This is a genomic window from Paenibacillus sp. JT22N1, from assembly GCF_059692155.1.
In genome coordinates this window covers 194,106-214,345 of record NZ_JCAUAW010000008.1, presented here as the reverse complement: position 1 = coordinate 214,345, position 20,240 = coordinate 194,106, and the positions used below count along the sequence as shown (strand labels likewise).

The following is a 20,240-nucleotide window of genomic DNA, read 5'->3' as shown; positions in this document are numbered from 1 at the left end:
CGTTTTCGTATCAGTCGTACTTAGATTAGCAAAAACCGTGCCAGTATTTCCAGTTTTACGTTTTTCTGAACAGATTGGAGCGATTATTGCTGGAAATGTGTAAGAAGGAATCGTACTAAACCGAAAAGGAAGGAACACCATGAACATGACATCTGTTATTATTTGCCGGTGCGAAGAAGTGCACGGGATCATTGTGGGAATCAACGTGCTGTCCATTGCCATTGCACGCGAACTGCAATTAGCTGGCATCGATATTGCCGCCATGGTGCTTCCCGCCAAAAACATCATAAATACAGATGCGGGAGATCCCCAAAAAGTGATGCAGACGATGCTGCGCCTCGGGCACCTTACACCGTCCCCTATTCTTCGTCTTGGCAGCGGCTTAATGCGTTATTCCCCGCTGCAAACATGGGGACTTCGTCTTTACCCAAAGAATGGCTATCGTCATTTTCATGGTGCCCGCCCTTTTTATTTGACGGTACTGCAGTTACACTATGCCCTACTGGTACTTTGATTTCTGCGTAGCTAATAGCAATACCATTTACGGTTTTCGTTTCTGCCTTTATAGCTGCCCCATTCACTTGAATATAACGGTAAGAACCCGCAAACTGTGCTTCCCAGTTGATCCCTTTTGTACCGGAATTGTTTCTTAAAGTACTCTTTGTCGCACCATCGTGTCTCAAGTAGACATCGTGATCTCCCAAAGAAATATGGTTGAGTTCAAGCCACTGAATGTCTTGCGGCAAACGGGATAGGGTAGACAATTTATTATCAGGCGCATTCGGAGTTATCCCCATCAATCCTTCAACCGTTTGACTGATTAATGTATAAGAGACTTCCGGATAATCGCCGTTTGTTCCTTGGCTGCTTATCTCATGCGGTTCGTTTAATCTGTCGATGATATACTTCATCCACTTCCAACCGAGTTCATTTTTTCCATAAGGGAAAAATGTATCTGGCAAGTACGTGAATGCTTCTATATTTACCGGTGCCTGTCCGGGCGTTTCACTCATGCTGTCGATCAGCCCAAGGAATTGATCTGTACGCTCACCAGCTTCGGTAATTTGCTTCATAGGCATGAACCAACTCGCTTCTTTTCCGAAGCTGCTGTAAGCTTTGCCGCCTGCTTCATAGCCACGCACATAACCGGACTCAATTCCTTTTACTCCCCAGTCCGTGTTAAAGTATTTTTTTAACGCTCGTGCCTTTTCTTTAAACGTCTGGTACTTTTTCATGTCGCCTTTTTCTTTGGACAAATTGGCATAAGCAAGCAGCGCTTGATACTGGGATGCGATTCCATCCCCTGCCTCCACGACAGCCTCACCGTTGCGTTCATCATAGGAGGCTGCGCCATCGAAAATGCCTTTCCCTGTTCCTTCAGCGACTCCGTTCTTTATTTGTCCGTCATGCAGCGTAATAAAATCCGTCATTGCTTTATCGTAGTAGGTCCAAAGCGTCTCATCGGTCAAATAGTTCTTGTCGCCGGTCCATAAGTACATGTTGTATGCTTTTTCAACAAGCTCGAACACAGCGGGAACTTCTCTGACAAAACTATTTGCGTTACGATAGTCCAATTTGAAAATCGAGCCATCGAAATTGAGCGCCCATGCCGGGTACCATTTATGCGTTTCGTTCGCCGTTCCGGCAAATACCTTCAACATGGAGAAATTTTCTCGATCCAGTCCCAATAAATGGGCGCCCGCCATCTGATGAGCCATATCCCTGGAATAGAAGGCGTATCGGTGTGCATACCCCGCCCAGTAGGATGGCATGTATTCCTTGATTTCCGGTGAGTTTCTAAATGTTTCATCCCGATTAATCAGGCCTTGTTTACCCGTTCTTACATAAGACTTTGCTTTTGGCTTCGCCCAATTGAAAGCATCTTTTATTTTCGCATTGGAGGAATCGATCGTGATTTCTTTGTCAGCTACGGAACACTCCACTGTCCACAGCTGTGTCGTGCCGTTCTTCCCTTTGACCGTGTAAGTAACCGGATTGGTAAAGTCTTTCGCCTTACCTGTCGACGGAGTAACAGAAGCTCCCTCTGAAACGGCGATTTGCGGGGCAATTGCATTCACTTTCGATCCGTAAGGCACTTTAAACGTAACCTTCTTAGCAGATCCATCTATTTTCGTAACACCAACCTGATCCAAAACTGCGAAGGAGACGATATTGGCAAGCTCAGGCAGAGGATTCGTATTCCCAGAGTCATATAACAAATAAGAGTCGTCAATTTCAACCCATTTGTCGTTAGCGTTAATGCCAGTGAAATACACTTCAATTTGAGCGCCTTTTTCCAGTAATATGCCATTAAGCATCTGTGTCGCAGGTACACTGCTCTTAGGTACGTCGCCGCTTTTGATATCGCTACCCTCAGGGAACCTGATGCCGAACTTTGCACCAGTTTCATCAGCTATGTTGAATAAGGCCTGTAATTTATAATACCCTGTAGTAGGCACCGTTACGGTTTGAGACAAGTAAGAAGCCACCCCAGGATCCAAGTAGGCAATAACATTATCGACTGTCTTGTATGTAAATGCACCGTCATAACGCCAAAATTGTTTCGCAGCATCAAAATTCGAGTTTCTGATCAAATTCTCAGCTAATGGTCCTATCGGATTGCTCATGGCTGCTTGCCCCTCCTTACCAAACAAATCTACGGGAGTTACTTCAAATCTCACATATTTCCCCTTAAGTCCAACAACTGAAACAAACGTTTTGCTTACTTGTCCATTAATCTCATTGTATACGCCTTCCCAAGTATCTGAAACCAACCATCTAAAACGGGTAGCTCCCTCCTTATGCCCATCTGGATCCGTGAAGGTATAGCTGCCAGCTAACTTCTGTTCGGTCCATGCGTTACCTGAAACTGAAACATTAGAAGCTAAAGGAGCCGTATTGGGAAAGTTATCAAAATCAAATTGAAAATCGAAGTTATCCACCTCCATTCTTTTATTTGCTGATGATAAATAGATTTCGACCTCATCGTTTGCCTGAAGCTGGATGCCAGTTACAACTTGTTGTTTGTACACACTTGTCGTCACAGACACGCTCTTTAGATCCGTACCGTCTGTTCGTTTCACGCCAAAGCTGCCTCCACCCTCTTCAACATGGAGCAATGCTGAAAGTTTATAGTTTCCTGTTAAAGGGACTTTGATTTTTTGGAAAACGGTGCTGCCCGCCTCGATGTATACAGCGTTCGATACCGTATTATTATAGGCGATTGTCGTAATTCCTACCTGGCCTGAATGCGCCCAATCGCCCAGTCCACTTTCAAAACCGGGATTAACCGCCAAGTTCACACTTTTGGTATCATCGCGAAGAAGTTCGAAGTCATCGACATTAACCCAATTCGTTTGAGCGTTACCGCCGGTTACATAAACCTCCACTTGATCGCCTGCGTTGAGAGTGATGTTCGGTATCTCGTATCGCGTATAACTGGATTTAGCTATTGTTGTAACACTGTTTATTTCGCTTCCACCAACTTTTTTTACGCCTAATTTACCTCCGGGTCCCCCTGTAGAAAACCAAACAGATAAGTTATAACTTCCTGTAACTGGGATGGTCACCTGTTGGAAAATTGTATTACTGCTGCCCGGATCTAACCAGGCTTGGTTTTTTCCAGATTTAACATTATTAGAAGCAACACCGGCACTTCCACTTTTTGACCAGTCAACAATCCCCGATTCAAAACCAGCGTTTATAATCAGATTCTCCGCGTCTGCATGTACGTTAGAAATAGGAATAAATAATTCATGAAATGTCGCAAACAAAAAAGATAGAACCACAAGAAGCGGCATAATCCTACTGTTTTTTCTCATAACTTCCCTCCTACGCTCGAAGATAGCTCCAATTATTAACCCTTCACCAAGTAAAGACCCAGCGGTTGCCTGATTGCGAAGTCCGATCATGGTTCCGCTGTCATAAATCTTCACGCCATCTGCAAATGCTTGAAATATAACAGAGCCGTAAGGACCGACCTCGTCGTCGACACCTTCCATTGCGGCAAAACTCTTCACCCTCTTATTTGCTACTAAATCCATAATGTTCCATACCATCACACAAGATAAACCTAGCCTGCGACTAGGTCCTTTAAGATAGCGGATTTAATTCTGGCGTGTAAAAAGAGGGGGAAATCCCCCCCCTTTTTTACTTGAACGAGGGAAGCCAACTTCCATGTGCTTCGATGAGTTCGTCGCATAGCGCAACGGTATCGTCGATAGACAGTTCAGCAGCCGTGTGCGGATCCAGTAATGCAGCATGGTAGATATGTTCTTTCTTCCCAGTCATAGCAGCCTCAATTGTAAGCAATTGCGTATTGATATTCGTTCTATTAAGCGCAGCGCATTGAGGAGGCAAATCCCCCACATAGGTTGGATTCACGCCACTGGAGTCAACAAGACACGGCACCTCTACGCAAGCTTCCTTCGGCAGGTTGGTAATCAAACCTGTGTTCATGACGTTTCCGCCAATTTTAAATGGATTGTTCGTTTCCATCGCTTCAAAGATGTATGACGCATATTCAAGTGTCCTCTTATGTGTCAAGTTTTTATTGCTGACAATCTCTTCCCGCATCGTTTTCCAACGCTCGATTTGGTTTACGCAGCGGCGAGGATATTCGTCAAGAGGAATATTAAATCTGTCTACAAGTTCCGGATACTGCCGCTTGATGAAATACGGATGGTATTCGGCATTGTGCTCGGACGACTCCGTAATGTAATATCCGAAACGAAGCATCATTTCAAAACGAACCATATCATCATGCTTCTCTTTTTGTTTCTCGCGCGCACGTTGTTTGATTTCAGGATATAAATCGACGCCATCCTTTTTCACTTCAAGCAGCCATGCCATATGATTGATACCCGCAATTTTCCACTGCACTCCACTGTGATCCATTCCTAAATGCTCGAAGATATGTGGAACGCATACTTGAACGCTGTGGCATAAGCCAACCGTCTTAACGCCGCCGTAGGTGTTCATGACATTGGTCAACACAGCCATCGGATTCGTATAATTCAGAAACAAGGCATCAGGACACACTTCCTGTATATCTTTAGCAAAATCCAGCATGACCGGAATCGTACGCAGGTTGCGGAAAATCCCTCCAATTCCGATCGTATCCGCGATCGTTTGGCGTAAACCGTATTTCTTCGGAATTTCAAAATCAGTAATGGTACATGGATCGTATCCACCCACCTGAATCGCATTGACAACATAAGCGGCTCCGCGTAACGCTTCCTTACGATCTGAATAGGCTTTAACGACACACGTGCTCCCCATTGTCTGTTTCAAGTTATTGAGCATATTTTCCGAATCCTTCAAACGCTCCGCATCGATGTCAAACAGCGCCAATTCAAATCCTTGCAGCGATGGCGTAAGCATGCAGTCCCCTAAAACATTTTTTGCGAAAATGGTGCTTCCTGCACCTAAGAAAGTAATTTTTGACATGTAAGGTTCCTCCAAAATGATCGTTTTATCTTTTTATTTATCGAAACATAATTATCCCTTAACAGCGCCAAGCGTAAGCCCACCGACAAAATATTTCTGCATGATCGGATAGACGAAAAAGATCGGTAATGTAACAATCATCGTTAATGCCGCACGCAGTGTAGTTGGCGATAAATTTCTCAACTTTTCGCTGAGTGCTAACGGATTCCTTAACTCTTCAAACGCTTCTACTTCCAGAAGCAGTCTTTTCAAGTAAATAGGCAGCGTATCCCAGTTCCCGTTTGAATTGTAGATCACCGTATCCAGCCAATAATTCCAGTGGCTTACCGAACTGAAAATAGCGATTGATGCAAATACAGGAATCGAAACTGGGACCGCAATACGGACAAATATGCCGAGTTCGCTTGCTCCATCAATTCTTGCCGATTCAAATAAGGAGTCAGGTATACTTTCCATATAAGAAGCCATATACAGCATCCAAGTCGCATTAAACATGGCCGGAATCCAGTACACATTGAACGAATCCGTTAATCCGAGGCCAAGAAAAACTAGATAAGTTGGAATTAAACCGCCGGTGAAATAGATCGTAATAATGAAGATGACTTTCATCATCTTTCTTCCGGAGAAATGTTTGATCGTAACGATATAAGCCAAGAGTCCAGTTGAAAGCACACAGGTAAGCGTGCCGATAACTACCCGCATAATGGAAATCGATAAACTGGAAAGTAGTCTCTGATCCTGAAACAGAAACTGATAGGCGCTGAACGATAATTTGCGTGGCCACAAATAGATGCCGCCTTTCAATGCATCGGTTCCATCATTGAAAGAAAGTGCAAGCAAGTTTAAAAAGGGATACACCACAAGTAAGCCAAAAATGAGCAGAATGATTACATTTATCACATCGAATATTTTACCGCCGAGCGATTGTTTAGAAAATACAGTGACCATCGTATGCTTCCTCCTAGTAGATTGACGTATCCATCACTTTTTTCGTAAAGCGATTGGCCCCGAATACTAAGCTGACCGCGATGATTGATTTTACTAATTCAATAGCGGTTGCAAAAGAATAGTTTCCGAGTTGAAGTCCATAAGTAAAGACGTACGTATCTAGGACTTCCGAATAGTCTCTGGTTTGCGAATTTCCGATCAAGAGAGGGGCCTCTAACCCTGCCGTAAAAATACTACCCAAGCTCAGAATCCACAGTACAACAATCGTGGGGCGAATAGCGGGCAGTGTAATGTGCCACATGCTTTTGAATCTGCCGAGACCATCCACTTTTCCTGCATCGTACTGCTCCGGGTCAACGCTTGTAATTGCCGACAAGTAAATGATGGAGTTCCATCCAACATTTTTCCACACGCCGAGCCCCGTGATAATACCCCAGTAATATTTGCCGCCTTCACCCAAGAAGGAAATAGGTTGATCACTGAATCCGAAACGCAGTAAAAATTCGTTAAAAACTCCTTCATTACCAAATAAGGTAAAAGTAATACTGGCTATAACAACCCATGAAAGAAAATAAGGCAAGTAAGAAGTCGATTGGATAAACTTACGAAAAGGCTTGCTGCGAACTTCATTTAGCAGTAATGCCAAAATAATCGGCGCCGGGAATCCAAACAAAATATTCAGCCCACCGATTGCCAGCGTATTACGCATAATCATTGGGAAATCCGGCGATGCAAAAAACGTTTTGAAATGCAGTAGACCTACCCACTCACTCTTGAAAACAGAAGTTCCGGGAATGTAATTCATGAAGGCTGTAATTACGCCTAACATAGGTAAATACTGCATGATAGCAATAAAGATGAGAATGGGGATGCAAAGCAACCATATTTGACGCTCTCTATAAAATCTTCTCTTAAACAATTGAAACTTTGTCTTTTTCGTCTTAGAACTTGTTCTATAGTCATTAAGTTCATGTACAGTGCTGTCCATAAGTACCTCCATATCCGATTGTATTGATTTACTGAGACAATTCGGACAAAGGAAAGGAAGGAGTGACCCTTCCTTTCGTTATTGTTATTTCCACTCTTTTAATCTTCTTTGGTATTCATCGGTTTTATATTTCTCGATCTTATCCAAGCCTGCCGAATTCAGCTTTTCTTTCAGGGCTGCGTAATTGGTCCGGCTCTCTTCTTCCGTCTTGCTCATAACCGCTTTAGCCCACTGCGACTCAAGCAAATCTTTCACTTGCTTATCGGTTATTGCCAGCGGGTCGTTGGCAGGAATTTTGATATCCCCTACTGTATTGTCATAAATCGTATCTTTCAAATTATCGTTCATCATCTTTTTCCATTTAGCATTATCATTGAAGTTTTGATCAAACCAATATGCGCTCTTACCGTCATCCTTTGTAATGCCTTGGCTAGTAACCAGATTATACAAATCCATGCCGAGCAGATCACCAGCATCGTAATCAAATTTGGAATCGATAATCGCTTGTTTCTGTGATTCAACAAAACTGGCTTTCCCGTCTTTGAAGTTCCAGATCGATTTGTCGGTATTCGGAACTCCCCAGCCGATTAATCTTGTACCGGTATCTGTCACAGAGAAGTTTAACCATTTCATAATTTCTTCCGGATTTTTGGCTTTATTCGTTATCACCGTCATACCTGTGCTTCGCGAATTCTTCCCTGACAAGTAAGCTTTATCCGCACTCGCAGCTTTTGCGCTCACTTGCATAAAACGCTTCTCTTCATTCCATTTCGGATCGCTCTTCTGCCAAACTTCGTGCCCTGCGTTCCAGCCAATCCACCATGCGCCAATGAAGCCCATAACACGATCCGTTGACATTTTAGCTTTCATGTTCTCGTACTTGTTAATAAAAGTATCTGGATCGAGCAAGCCATCACGATAAATCTTGTTCATGAAAAGCGTAAGTTCAAGTCCTTCAGGTGTGTTAATCCAATGCGTAATCTTTCCATCAGCGCTGATTTTATCCCCGTTTTTCAGTCCCCACATGCCAGCCAGTGTCGGAACGACCTTTTCCGTAACCGGTGCAAAACCAGAGAGCGCGTACGTCTTTTCACCTTTATCATTCTTCGGATGCTTCTCCTGAATTTTCTTCAGTACATCATAGTATTGATCTGGCGTTTCAAACTTCGGAGTTCCAAGTTCTTTCCAGTAGTCATAACGAATATGTGCGGAGAAATCCGGGATTGGCAGTGATCCCCAATAACCTGGAAGGGCATACAATTTACCGTTCGTTAAGTATGTTTTATACAGATCACCCAATTGCGACTTTACATTCGGTGCTAACTTGTCGATAGTTGGACCAAGTTCAAGTACTTTTCCTTGTGCGACCCACTTCGCTACTGTCGCCTCATCCATATTCGCAATCACTTCGGGATAATCGCCTGAAGCAAGCATCAAATTCAGTTTATCTTCTTTCTTCACGTCAAAAGTAATTTTATTAACGTTGACGTTGAACTTCTCCAATAAGTATTTATGCATCAAATCGCTATTCTTTTTGGTCTTGTCTGGGTTGATCGCATCTGCATAATAGTAACTAAACTCAATCGGCTTACTAGGCACTTCCCAGCCAAACTCGTTCGTTGCAGCTTTTGCTGTTTCCACTTTTGATTCCGTAGTAGCTTTTGATGTTTCTGTTGCTTTGTTATCAACCTTCTGTGTGGAGCATCCAGCAACAACACTCATCGTTAGCGCCGCAGATAACATAACTCGCAATGTCTTTTTCAAATACGACCCCTTCTTTCATTTGAATTAGTTTAAAATGATTGCGCTTTCAAAACCGTCCTTTAAGATTTCCTCCTGCATTCCAGCATCACAATTCTGTGACCATACATTCTGTTGTTAGCAAGTTGTCTTTGCAAATTTGATTGTAGAATCCTTCTCTACATTTTTATTTTACTAATTATTTTCTAAAATTACAATAGTTTTTACTAAAATATTTTAATTATTCTCTATAAAATTGATTTTATTTACTAAATAACTATTTTATTCGTAAATATTTTCAAAAAAAGTAAAAATGGTAAAACGAAAGACTCACCTATTCGCTTTACCACGCCTTACCTTTTATGCGCCCACCTAACACTTTGCTGTTATTCGTTCTATTATGCTTCCGCACCACAGCTTTTTCTCACCATTAGTTTCGTTGGAATGGTTACATGCAGCGGCAATTCTCTACCTCTCAGACGGTCGACCATCAACTTAACGGCTGTTTCCCCCATCTCTTCCATAAAAACTTTTATACTCGTTAATGGAGGAGTCACAAATGAAGCTAGTTGAATATCGTCAATACTCACGATTGCTATATCGTTAGGCACTTTATAATCGGATTCACTCACTGCCTTAAGCGCAGCTATCGCCATTGGGTCGCTGCCAATCACGAAGGCGGTAGGCACATCTTCTGCCTCTAACGCTTGCTTCATTAGCTCATACCCAACTTCGGCGCGCCAATCACCGACAAACATATAATTAGGATTGAATAAGTCCATTTCTTTCAAGATATCTTCAAACTCTTTTTGGCGAGTATCCGTATTGAACATTTTGCCTTCCGATGTTCGGATATAGCTGATTCCGCCTATATAACCAATCTTTCGATGACCTAGTTGAAGTAAATGATCCAAAGCTTGCCTGGTCGCTTTGGATAAATCGAACATCACGGAATCAAAGTCATCACTCAGCACATAATCAATGGAAACGATGTTTGGCGTGCGGGTCGATTTATTGATGATATCGATATGCACTTTTCCAATCACGATTAATCCGTCTAACTGATGGGCATCAATGTTAATATTGGATTCATCCATGAATCGGAACACCCTGCTAATGTTAATCCCGTGCTTTACGCACTCCTTCTCAATGCCTTGACGGATAGACAAATAGAAGGGATCCGAATATTCCATCTGCTCGGAACACCAGATCAGTAAACCAAACTTCAACTGTAACATGTCATTTGGCTCATCTTTCTGTTTCCGCTCATTTCTGCGATAGTTCAACTTACCTGCAGTCTCCATAATTCGATGCCTTGTCTCATCTGGTACATTGAACGTCGTATCGTTGTTTAGCACCCTTGAAACCGTAGCAGAAGAAACTCGAGCGATTTTGGCGATATCTTTAATCGTGGCTATCATCATCACATACTCTCCATACATTTTTGAAGCTATTCGTAAACCGTTGCCACACCGCAAGGGGGAATATCCCAACGATGAATGCCAGCTTTCAGTTCCAAACGTTCCTTAGAAATCAATTGCCCCTTACAATCTCGAACCTCTACCCATTTTGCGCCCCAATCCTCTTCAATCTCCACATAGATACGCGAATTCAACGTTCCGTTCACGAACAGAACAAGCTCGGGATGATTGCGACCTGGTTTGACAGTTACATCGCCATAGGCGCAAACAATCCTTTTATGCCCGTTATCAGCGATGACTAATGGATAGAGAAAGTCTGGATGCTGAGGTTTCAACTGGCCGTCTAACAACACATCGCGATGCTCTCTCCAAAAAGATAGCCAATAACGCACCATTTGAAGATGTTCTTCCGGTAGGCGATCCAACAGAACAGAAATTTGCGGAACGGAAAATAGCGTGTTAACGATCTGCAGCGCAGAGCTTTCAACTGGTTCTTGCGGATGCCACATCACCATATCGGAATGAACAACCGTATCTCCGCTAATTAACCGGACATCGAGCGTTCTGATTCTATTTTCGATCGCATCATTCGGACAATCCGTTGCCCTAAACATGTTCCCGTATTTTCTCATTAAGGGGCCGATATAATTTTGACGGAATTCGATCATGACATCAGGCTTTATGAGTCTCAACCTGTCGATGATATTGCTCATTAAGCAGTCTACAGCCTCAGGAATTGAGATGTAATCCATCGAGCTATCTTCCTTATAAATCGTCTCTTCCGTTCCAACGAAGCTATCTACAAAATCAAGCTTAAAGCCATCAAGATCCCACTCCACCAACGCTGTTTCATACAAGTTAATAATAAATTCTCGTACATCAGGATACCGCGGATCCAGCACGCCTGTTTGCAAGCTGTCAATCGCCTTTAGCAATTTGTCTTTAAAGCGATCCCAATTCTTACTCCTGAATCCAACAAAAGGAACCGAATACCATAACAGATATTTCAAACCCATTTGATGTACACATTCAACATGAGCTTTCATATCGGGAATTTTCTCTTCACAAACTTCCCAGTCTCCGCAATAGGCATAGCCACGCGTGTTATCAGACGTTTGCCAGCCATCGTCAACAATGACGGCTTCGCAACCTAATTGTTTGGCTAGCTTACACTCTTGCTCTATCCCTTCCGAAGTAAGTTGCTGATGGAAGCTGTACCACGTTGAATACATGGGAAGTTTAGCTGATTCAGGTACAATAGCAGGCGTATAACCGGGAAGAGAAACCCACCACTTTTGAACATCATCCAAGCATTCATAATACGCCATCTCTCTCGTGTCCAAGCGCAAAGTCGCTTCGTAAACAGACATTGGTGCACTAGGTTCAACAAATAACTTGACCCCGCAGCGAAAAGTGGCTGTCTCCTCATTGACACCTGCTGACAAGGCTACGGAATTGAGCGCATCAGAGAAAGCGAAAGTGAGTCGGTTGCTGCCCTGTATGTTAAATAAGCTAAAGACTGGCGCCGAATACGTTGATTTAGAAACGACTCCTTCTTCCCAATCCACACGAAGTCTCTTGGAACGATATGCGCTAGGGTACCAACTGCCCTGAATATCTATGCCTGGATGGTGCCAAATTAACTCGATCGTAGGCGGTTGTTGTAGGTTCTCCCCTTCCAACTTGATGTGAATAAGTTCTACACCTTCCTGAACGTTCGCCCGAGTCATCGAGCCGCGAAACTGCTCGTTGCAGCCCGATAATTGAAAATGGTAAGTACCTACCTGTAACGTGCAATTGTTCAAAGCTTCATCTTTCATGTTGGTTCCTCCATCACAAAATAAATATATTTACTAAATGTTTACTCGATTTTAGCATTTAAATGATACTTTCTCAATTGTTTTTTATTCAGTATTCAGTAAATTTCAATTAAAAAAAGCCATCCCTCAAATCTTTACAGATCTGAGTGAACGGCTTCTTGATTCTTTTCTATTCAATTTTTGTTCCACAACTTTCACGTATGATAAGTTTTGTTGGAATGGTCACATGGAGAGGAACATCACGGCCGTTGAAACGGTCAACCAACAGCTTCACAGCCGTTACCCCCATATCTTCCGTAAGCACTCTTACGGTTGTAAGAGGAGGGGAAACGAACGAAGCTAGGGGAATGTCATCGAAGCTTACGATGGCAATCTCGCCCGGCACTTTAATATCAGATTCCTGCAATGCTTTGAGCGCGGCTATAGCCATTGGATCACTGCCAATCAAAAAAGCAGTTGGCAGATCATCCAATTCTAATGCTTGCTTCATCAAAAGGTAGCCCTGCTCTGTGCGCCAGTCGTCCACAAACAGGTGGGCGGGTTCGAACCATCCTTTTTCCCGCATGATCGCTTCGTATTCTTTTTGACGTACATCAATGTTATGAACTTTGCCCTCTAGCGTGCGAATATAACTGATTCCGCCAATGTATCCGATTCTTTGGTGACCAAGCTGAAAAAGGTGATCCATAGCATGTCTAGTCGCTTTTCGCAGATCGAACATAACGGAGTCGTATTCGTCATCTAACACATAATCTATCGAAACTATATGCGGTATCTGAGTCGATTGTCTTAGCAAATCTATATGCACTTTGCCGATGACGATTAAGCCATCCAATTCCTCTGCGATATTCATATCGAAGTCATCCATGAACATCACCTTGTTAACGGTAATACCTTGCTTTGCACATTCTTTACCGATTCCTTGACGAATAAACATGAAATACGGATCTGAGGACTCCAACTGTTCCGAGCCCCAGATAACTAATCCGATGATTTGTTTTTTTTCAGCTTCTACTTCAAGGTTCTTATTTGCGCGTGATTTCGTTTTTTTATAGTCCAGTTGCTTGGCAACTTCAATAATTCGCTGCCTAGTTTCCTCAGCAACTTGCAAAGTCATGTCGTTATTTAGAACGCGTGAAACTGTGGCACTTGAAACTTGCGCTTTATTCGCGATATCCTTTATCGTTACCATGCTATCACACACTTTCGCCATTTAAATAAACAGATATTTACTAAACATTCTACAGACTAATGATAGCAATGGCAATAATTTGACATTCCAAAAAAAACTGTGGGTTTCAGCATGATAAGTTAACCTTTCCCCTTTTGACCATTCAAACCTCTTCCCCTAGTGGCGTTCTAATTTCGTTAAGTCTGATTTTATAAATCTCCCCCCATTCTTTCATAGATACTATGATCGGTACTAACGTCTTTCCAAAATCAGTAAGTGAGTATTCCACTCTGGGCGGTACTTCTTTATAAACTTCTCTATGAATGATCCCATCCCGTTCAAGCTCCCGTAACTGCAGTGTAAGCATAAACTGTGTAATACCCGGATTGAGACGTCGAAATTCATTAAATCTTTTCGTTCCGTCAATGAGATGATAGAGAATGATCCCTTTCCATTTCCCCCCGATGACATCCAGAGTTGTCTCTACAGGACATCCTGCCATGTTTGGACTAGCACCGTATTTGTTTCTGCGATCTCCCATTACGCTATCTCCCTCCAATGGTATGATTTTTAATACTATATAATAAAATTATGCCTACTTCCTAAAAGTAAGTATACAACATATAATTCAAACGTACGATATACCAACTTGAAAGGAAGAAGAAAATATGAGTAATCACCAAAAAATGAAAGCAGTCGGCGCTTACCGGTATCTCCCTATATCCGATCCGGAGAGCCTTGTTGATCTGTATATTGAAAAACCGGTTCCTACAGGACGCGATCTACTGGTTAAAGTAAAAGCCATCTCTGTCAACCCTGCCGACTTGGGTGTGCGAGAGAAAAACAACTATGAAGAAGAATCACCCAAAATTCTAGGTTGGGATGTAGCTGGTATCGTGGAACAGGTTGGACCTGAATGTCAGTTGTTTAAACCTGGAGATGAGATATATTATGCGGGGAGTGTGGCTCGCCCAGGGTGTAACAGTGAATTTCACTTGGTAGATGAACAAATCGTGGGAAACAAACCGAAGAGTTTGGATTTTGCACAAGCAGCCGCTTTACCGCTTACCTCGATTACTGCCTGGGAGGGTTTGTTTGATCGTTTAGGAATTCATCATAGCGTAGAAGAAAACAAAGATAAAAGCATACTCATTATCGGTGCAGCAGGAGGAGTAGGGTCGATTGCTACTCAACTTGCCAAATTTGCAGGTCTAACTGTAATAGGTACTGCTTCACGTCCAGAGTCAATCCAGTGGACCAAAAATCAAGGGGCAGATTTTACAATCAACCACAATAGCCATTTTGCGTCGCAACTCAAGAATATTGGATTTGAAACCGTGGATTATATATTTTGCTTAAATGACACGGTGCAGCATTTTGCGAATATGGCAGAGGTCATAGCCCCCCAAGGTAAGATATGTTCAATCGTTCCTGCAGATAAGGCTTCTTGGGCGGGAAGCTTGGATATGGATCTGCTTTTCTCTAAAAGTGTCACGTTTGTATGGGAGCTCATGTTTACCAGATCAATGTTCCACACCAAAGATATCATCAAACAACACGAGCTACTGAATGAACTGGCTGACTTAATCGATAAGGGTAAGTTAACAACCACTTTAAATGAACGCCTAGAACCAATTAATGCAAAAAACCTACGTGCCGTACATGAAAAAATGGAAGCAGGTAGGTCGATAGGAAAGATTGTGTTGGAAAATTTCTAACAAAGCTTACTTCACTAATATAGGTTAGATTATGAAGGCATCTTACTGTTCGCATATGCAGCCGCCCCGATCATACCAGCTTTTCCACCTAATTTCGCTTGTTCTATCTTACAAGCATGGGAAGAAAGCTTTAAAGCATGATTTCGGGCGGTATCGCGTACTGAATTTAGCAAGCGATCACCAGCTGCCGACATTCCACCACCAACTATAATTACTTCTGGATTTAATAAGTTGATTACATTCGAAAGACCAAATCCAAGAATCTTTCCTGTTTCATGCATCACCTCAATTGCAAGTGAATCTCCCAGATCGTATGCCTCTGAAATCATCTGGGCAGTAATTGCCGTCCGATCGTCTCCCACCCATTGCAATACGGTACTTGACCGACCTTCCTCAAGCTTGTCTGTAAAGGTTTTAACCATTCCTATCGCAGACGCGTATCTTCCAAGACAGCCTGAGCTTCCACAACGACAAGGGCGACCTTCCCGGAACATATTCATATGCCCAATTTCGCCCGCGCTAGATGTTGTACCGTAGAAAACCTTTCCATCATTTACAATACCAGATCCTAGACCGGTACCTAACGTGATCAATACCAAGTTTTTGTAACCGATGCCTGCACCAAACAGCCATTCACCATACATATTTACCCGCACATCATTGTCGATAAAAACAGGAAAGTCAAAATTGTTTTTCATTTGATTCACAACATGAATGTTTTCCCAATCTGGAAAATTTGGTGAAAATATGGATAGACCTTCATCTGGATCAAGTAAACCAGGGATTCCCATACCCATGCACTTAATAGATGTTTGATTGATTCCTACGAACGACATCATCTCTTGAACAATTTCTTTAATCTTGTTTAATACATGACTAGGTCCTTTTGCTGCTTCCGTGGGGTCACTTCTTTCGTGAATGCTTTGAAACTCCGTGTTGAAAATTGCGGACTTAATATTCGTTCCACCAAGATCAATTCCAATAACATATTTACTCATAACTATCTCCGCTCTCCTATTTCCGAATGCTTATAAATCAGTCATTCTTAAGTTACTTTGATTTTCAATAGTCTGGTTTTAGTGACCATTCCCGCACTCTCCAGAGTCCTCTTAGAAGCTTCGTTATAGTACCAACATCCACTTATGGGCTTAATTTCCTGCTTATCACACCAATTCCTTAATTGTAAAATGATGACTCTCCCAATTCCTTGCTTTCTATATGCCTCATTAGTTAACATACCAATGCTTGCTAACCCTTTGAACATTTTAGACTTCTCAACTACTCCGATTCCAAGCAGTACAGCACCTCTATAGTAGGTGAAAAGTTCTCCACTAACAATCCGCCGTTCGTATTGGTCAAGAAAATCTCCACAGATTTGTTGTATTTGCTGCAGATCTTCTAAATTAGCAGGGCGAAATGATTCATCACCTGAAACATTACTCTCTATTATGTCTGCTTGATTGTCTTGGAAAAAGTAAGCTTGTTTGTTGATCGTGAAGTCCTTATCTACCGCTAGGCTTACGAATAGTTCATCGCAGGTCGGAACGAAAAGAGAGTTCACTGTATTATTACGTTCAAGCACTTGGCTAAACATCTTCTGCGAGTACATTTGGTAGGGGCGCCTGATGTAGAATTGGGTAAGAAGTTCGTTATTGTGAATAGCATAGTAACCCACTACTTTTGATCCCACTTGGATATTGAATTTCGTTGATTAGGCATTCTTTTGTAATCATCCCAAGCCGTCCTTTCATGAGAGGCTATTATTAATTCCATAGTAAATGATGCATTTCATAAATTAAAGGGAAAGTATTCGTTAAACTAACCTCCCGTTAGCTCTGCCCGACGAACACACTGCGTCCTCCATAACGCCAAAAATAATAAACGTTCACCCAATAGAGTGAACGCCTAATTACTATCTGGCATCGTTAACGCTTCGCCCCAAACGACCGCAAAACGTAGATACCGCCCTCATCCGTATCGAATTCAATCCTATCAGCATCAATCCTACGACAATCGATGATAACGCCATCCGACACAACGGTATCAACGGGCTGCTTGCTTCTTACTCTGCATAAACCTCCGTGTCGGGACCGCAGGCTCACTTCTGTCCATTCCCCCTGCTCCCACCGGATCTCAACCTCGAATCCACCTCTGGCCAGCAAGCCTTTCACGAACCCGTCAGCCCACGGTGTGGGTAATGCGGGAAGTAGGCTAAGTTCATCGGCATGACTTTGAAGCAGCATCTCGGCGATACCAGCCGTCCCGCCAAAGTTGCCGTCAATTTGAAAAGGAGGATGCGCATCGAATAGATTCGGGTAAACGGATGTCTCCAGCAGCTGTCGTACATAGCGATAAGATGATTCGCCTTCTTCCAGCCTCGCGAACAAATTAATGATCCAGGCACAGCTCCAGCCCGTGTGCCCGCCACCTTGCTCCAGTCTTCTCCGAAGTGAGGTCCGCACCGCTTCCGCCAACTGAGGATGCTTATGAAGCAAAATTTGATTCCCCGGGTAAAATCCGTACAAATGAGACATATGCCGATGCCTCGGTTCATTTTCCATGAAATCTTCTATCCACTCCTGGAGTTGTCCATACCGCCCAACCTGTAGCGGATAAAGCCGTTCCCTTGCCTGGCTCAGCGCAGATTGGAAGTCTTGATCAACCTCCAATACTTCGCAGGCCTGCATACAATTATTGAATAAATCCCAGATGAGCATGAGATCCATCGTTGCCGCTTTGCTGACAGCCGAGACATAGCCATTGGACGAAATAAATTGATTTTCCGGCGAGGTGGACGGATTCGTAACCAGAAATCCTGAGGCGTCCTCCACTAGCCAGTCAAGCGCAAACATTGCGGCTCCTTTCATCAAGGGATAAGCCTCGTTGCGTAAATAGGAAGTATCTTGGCTAAAAACATAATGCTCCCATAGATGCCTGCAAAGCCAAGCTCCCGACATCGGCCAAAAAGCCCAATGGATGCCTCCGTCCTGCTCGCCAACCGGATTGGATAGCTTCCAAATATCCGTATTATGATTAGCAGCCCAACCGCGGCAGCCAAATGTTTCCGATGCAGTAGCCGCTCCTGTAAGGGCCAATTCTCCGATCATCTTCAGCAGAGGTTCATGGCACTCGCTCAAATTACAAGTTTCAGCAAGCCAGTAATTCATTTGAACGTTAATATTGGTCGTAAAATTGGATGACCACGGCGGTCGGAGCTCCCGATTCCAGATGCCTTGCAGATTTGCCGGCTGGGAGCCCGGTCTTGAGGAAGCGATCAATAAATATCTGCCGAATTGAAAGAACAACTCCACCAATCCATGGTCATCTGCGCCTGTGCGAAATCTTTCCAATCGCTTGTCTGTCGGTAATTCAGACTGCTCTGAGCCGCCAAGCTTTAGTTCCACTCTATGAAACAAGTGTTGGTAATCTTCTATATGCCGCTCAAGCAGCTGGGCATATCCTCTGGAGCTTGCCGCTTCAATTCTGCTGAGGCAGGTGTCTCTTAGCTTCTGCTGCCGGTTCGGGTCCTCAACTGACGGATACGTCGTTGCAGCAGTGATCAGCAGAACTGCGTTCTGCGCCCCCTGCACCGTAAGCTCCCCTTGATGGGTAACCGAAACCTCACCTTCATCGGCAAGCACTGCCAGATGCAGCTCAAACTCAATGCTCGGCCGTTCGTCGTAGAGAATAGGAGACTCCACTCCGATACTCCTGTAGTTCGGCTCCACGTGACTGGGGCATTGCCCCTTGTACACCAGATGGTTGTCCGTCAGCCTGATCACTTCTCCCTGCAGCATGCCCTGCAGCGAGGCTGTAAAAATCAGCTCCTGCTGATCCGCTTCGAGCCGAACAACCATCACATGATCTGGGCTACTGCAAAATGCCGTCTGCAACAAGCTCCGCTCACCGCTGGACATGTGCACTTGTGTAATGGCGTTATCCAGCGACAGCTCCCTCTTATATGCCGAAATCTCTCCCAGATATTTGCGATTGATGATCAGGTTTCCTAGAGGCAAGTACGACTGCGCATAGGAGCTCAACGCTTCTTGGTGGATCAACTGCTCTGCTTCTTGATAACTGCCTAGATCAATGAGACTTCTGACTTTGGACAGGCTCGGAAATGGCCGCGGCCGCTGAGCGTCATGCGGAGTCCCTGACCACAGCGTATCTTCGTTTAATTCAATTCGATCCACAGTTTGTCCGCCGAACACCATGCCACCCAATCGCCCGTTACCGATCGGAAGCGCCTCTTCCCACTGTTCCGCCGGTTGCTCGTACCAAAGCTTCAATTCTTTTTCACTCACTCGCTTAACCTCCTCCTGATATCCCACTATCAGACATGAATCGTTTGCTATAAAAGTCCATCCAACGATTTTTTATTAAGGCATGGCCAGCCGGTGTCGGGTGAATCCCGTCCCAAAGCCAATAAGCCGCGGGCGCCAGCTCGCAGGCGTCAGTAAAGCTTATCTGCAAATCGATATAGTCTAGGCTGTATTCATCCGTAAGCTTCCGAATCTGCTCCTGTTTCCGACTCATTTCGGAATGCCATGCTTGCCAATCTTGCCCCACATGACCTGCTGGAAGCAGAAACGGCTCGCAGATCACAATCGCTGATGAGGGCAGAAGCTCCTGCGTATCCTCAATCAATCTGCGATACGTTCGCACAAACCTGTCCTGAACCAAATCCTGCATCCCGTTCACGCATGCATGAACATCGTTGACCCCGATTAAAAGACTGATAAGATCAGGATGCAGCGAAAGCGCATCCTCCTCCCAGCGTCCGTACAAATCGGCGATGCGGTTCCCGCTGCAGCCGCGATTAACAATATGCGGCGCTTGTCTGGCTGCCTGCAAGCCCAGCTCCGCAGCAAGCAGAAACACATACCCGTGACCCAAGATATGATTCAAGTCATCGTTTCTTCCGCGATTACCGTCGGTAATCGAATCACCTTGAAACAATATGGATGAAACCCCAAATTTATTCAT

At 43.8% G+C, this 20,240-nt stretch carries 13 protein-coding genes and 1 pseudogene; 1 reads left to right on the top strand and 13 read right to left on the bottom strand.

All coding sequences use genetic code 11. From position 1 onward, the window contains the following. Window positions 1-359: 359 nt before the first annotated feature. From AC58UU_RS17415 to AC58UU_RS17375, 9 genes are all read right to left on the bottom strand, one after another. The gene (locus AC58UU_RS17415) at window positions 360-4,058 is read right to left on the bottom strand and encodes an SGBP N-terminal domain-containing protein (RefSeq protein WP_497317666.1); all 3,699 of its coding nucleotides are present in this window, start codon (window positions 4,056-4,058) and stop codon (window positions 360-362) included. Window positions 4,059-4,149: 91 nt separating this feature from the next. Then, window positions 4,150-5,448, bottom strand: coding sequence for an alpha-glucosidase/alpha-galactosidase (locus tag AC58UU_RS17410; RefSeq protein ID WP_497317664.1), 1,299 nt, complete (start codon window positions 5,446-5,448; stop codon window positions 4,150-4,152). A 51-nt stretch (window positions 5,449-5,499) separates the two neighbouring features. Then, window positions 5,500-6,396, bottom strand: a complete 897-nt coding sequence (locus tag AC58UU_RS17405) for a carbohydrate ABC transporter permease (protein ID WP_497317662.1) — start codon at window positions 6,394-6,396, stop codon at window positions 5,500-5,502. 13 nt (window positions 6,397-6,409) lie between these two features. After that, window positions 6,410-7,384, bottom strand: a complete 975-nt coding sequence (locus tag AC58UU_RS17400; protein WP_497317660.1) for an ABC transporter permease — start codon at window positions 7,382-7,384, stop codon at window positions 6,410-6,412. Between the two features lie 84 nt (window positions 7,385-7,468). Then, window positions 7,469-9,148: a type 2 periplasmic-binding domain-containing protein gene (locus AC58UU_RS17395; protein WP_497317658.1), complete on the bottom strand. Its 1,680-nt coding sequence runs from the start codon at window positions 9,146-9,148 to the stop codon at window positions 7,469-7,471. 374 nt (window positions 9,149-9,522) lie between these two features. Further along, window positions 9,523-10,548: a LacI family DNA-binding transcriptional regulator gene (locus tag AC58UU_RS17390; protein ID WP_497317656.1), complete on the bottom strand. Its 1,026-nt coding sequence runs from the start codon at window positions 10,546-10,548 to the stop codon at window positions 9,523-9,525. Window positions 10,549-10,574: 26 nt separating this feature from the next. Then, window positions 10,575-12,365, bottom strand: a complete 1,791-nt coding sequence (locus tag AC58UU_RS17385) for a glycoside hydrolase family 36 protein (protein ID WP_497317654.1) — start codon at window positions 12,363-12,365, stop codon at window positions 10,575-10,577. A gap of 169 nt (window positions 12,366-12,534) precedes the next feature. Continuing rightward, window positions 12,535-13,557, bottom strand: coding sequence for a LacI family DNA-binding transcriptional regulator (locus AC58UU_RS17380; RefSeq protein WP_497317652.1), 1,023 nt, complete (start codon window positions 13,555-13,557; stop codon window positions 12,535-12,537). 142 nt (window positions 13,558-13,699) lie between these two features. After that, on the bottom strand, window positions 13,700-14,077 hold the full coding sequence (locus tag AC58UU_RS17375; RefSeq protein ID WP_497317651.1) for a winged helix-turn-helix transcriptional regulator: 378 nt from the start codon (window positions 14,075-14,077) through the stop codon (window positions 13,700-13,702). Between the two features lie 127 nt (window positions 14,078-14,204). Here AC58UU_RS17375 and AC58UU_RS17370 point away from each other — a divergent pair, with 127 nt between their 5' ends. Next, entirely contained in the window at window positions 14,205-15,254 is a 1,050-nt protein-coding gene (locus tag AC58UU_RS17370) for a zinc-binding alcohol dehydrogenase family protein (protein ID WP_497317649.1), read from the top strand. Window positions 15,255-15,283: 29 nt separating this feature from the next. On the opposite strand, the gene AC58UU_RS17365 is transcribed toward AC58UU_RS17370, so the two are convergent. From AC58UU_RS17365 to AC58UU_RS17350, 4 genes and pseudogenes are all read right to left on the bottom strand, one after another. After that, on the bottom strand, window positions 15,284-16,252 hold the full coding sequence (locus AC58UU_RS17365) for an ROK family protein (RefSeq protein WP_497317647.1): 969 nt from the start codon (window positions 16,250-16,252) through the stop codon (window positions 15,284-15,286). Window positions 16,253-16,299: 47 nt separating this feature from the next. Further along, window positions 16,300-16,953 (bottom strand): annotated as a pseudogene (locus tag AC58UU_RS17360) (GNAT family N-acetyltransferase); the annotation flags it as partial. Between the two features lie 226 nt (window positions 16,954-17,179). Further along, window positions 17,180-19,558, bottom strand: a complete 2,379-nt coding sequence (locus AC58UU_RS17355; RefSeq protein ID WP_497317645.1) for a glycoside hydrolase family 95 protein — start codon at window positions 19,556-19,558, stop codon at window positions 17,180-17,182. A 4-nt stretch (window positions 19,559-19,562) separates the two neighbouring features. Beyond that, complete coding sequence (locus AC58UU_RS17350; RefSeq protein ID WP_497317643.1) at window positions 19,563-20,240, bottom strand: SGNH/GDSL hydrolase family protein; 678 nt, start codon at window positions 20,238-20,240, stop codon at window positions 19,563-19,565.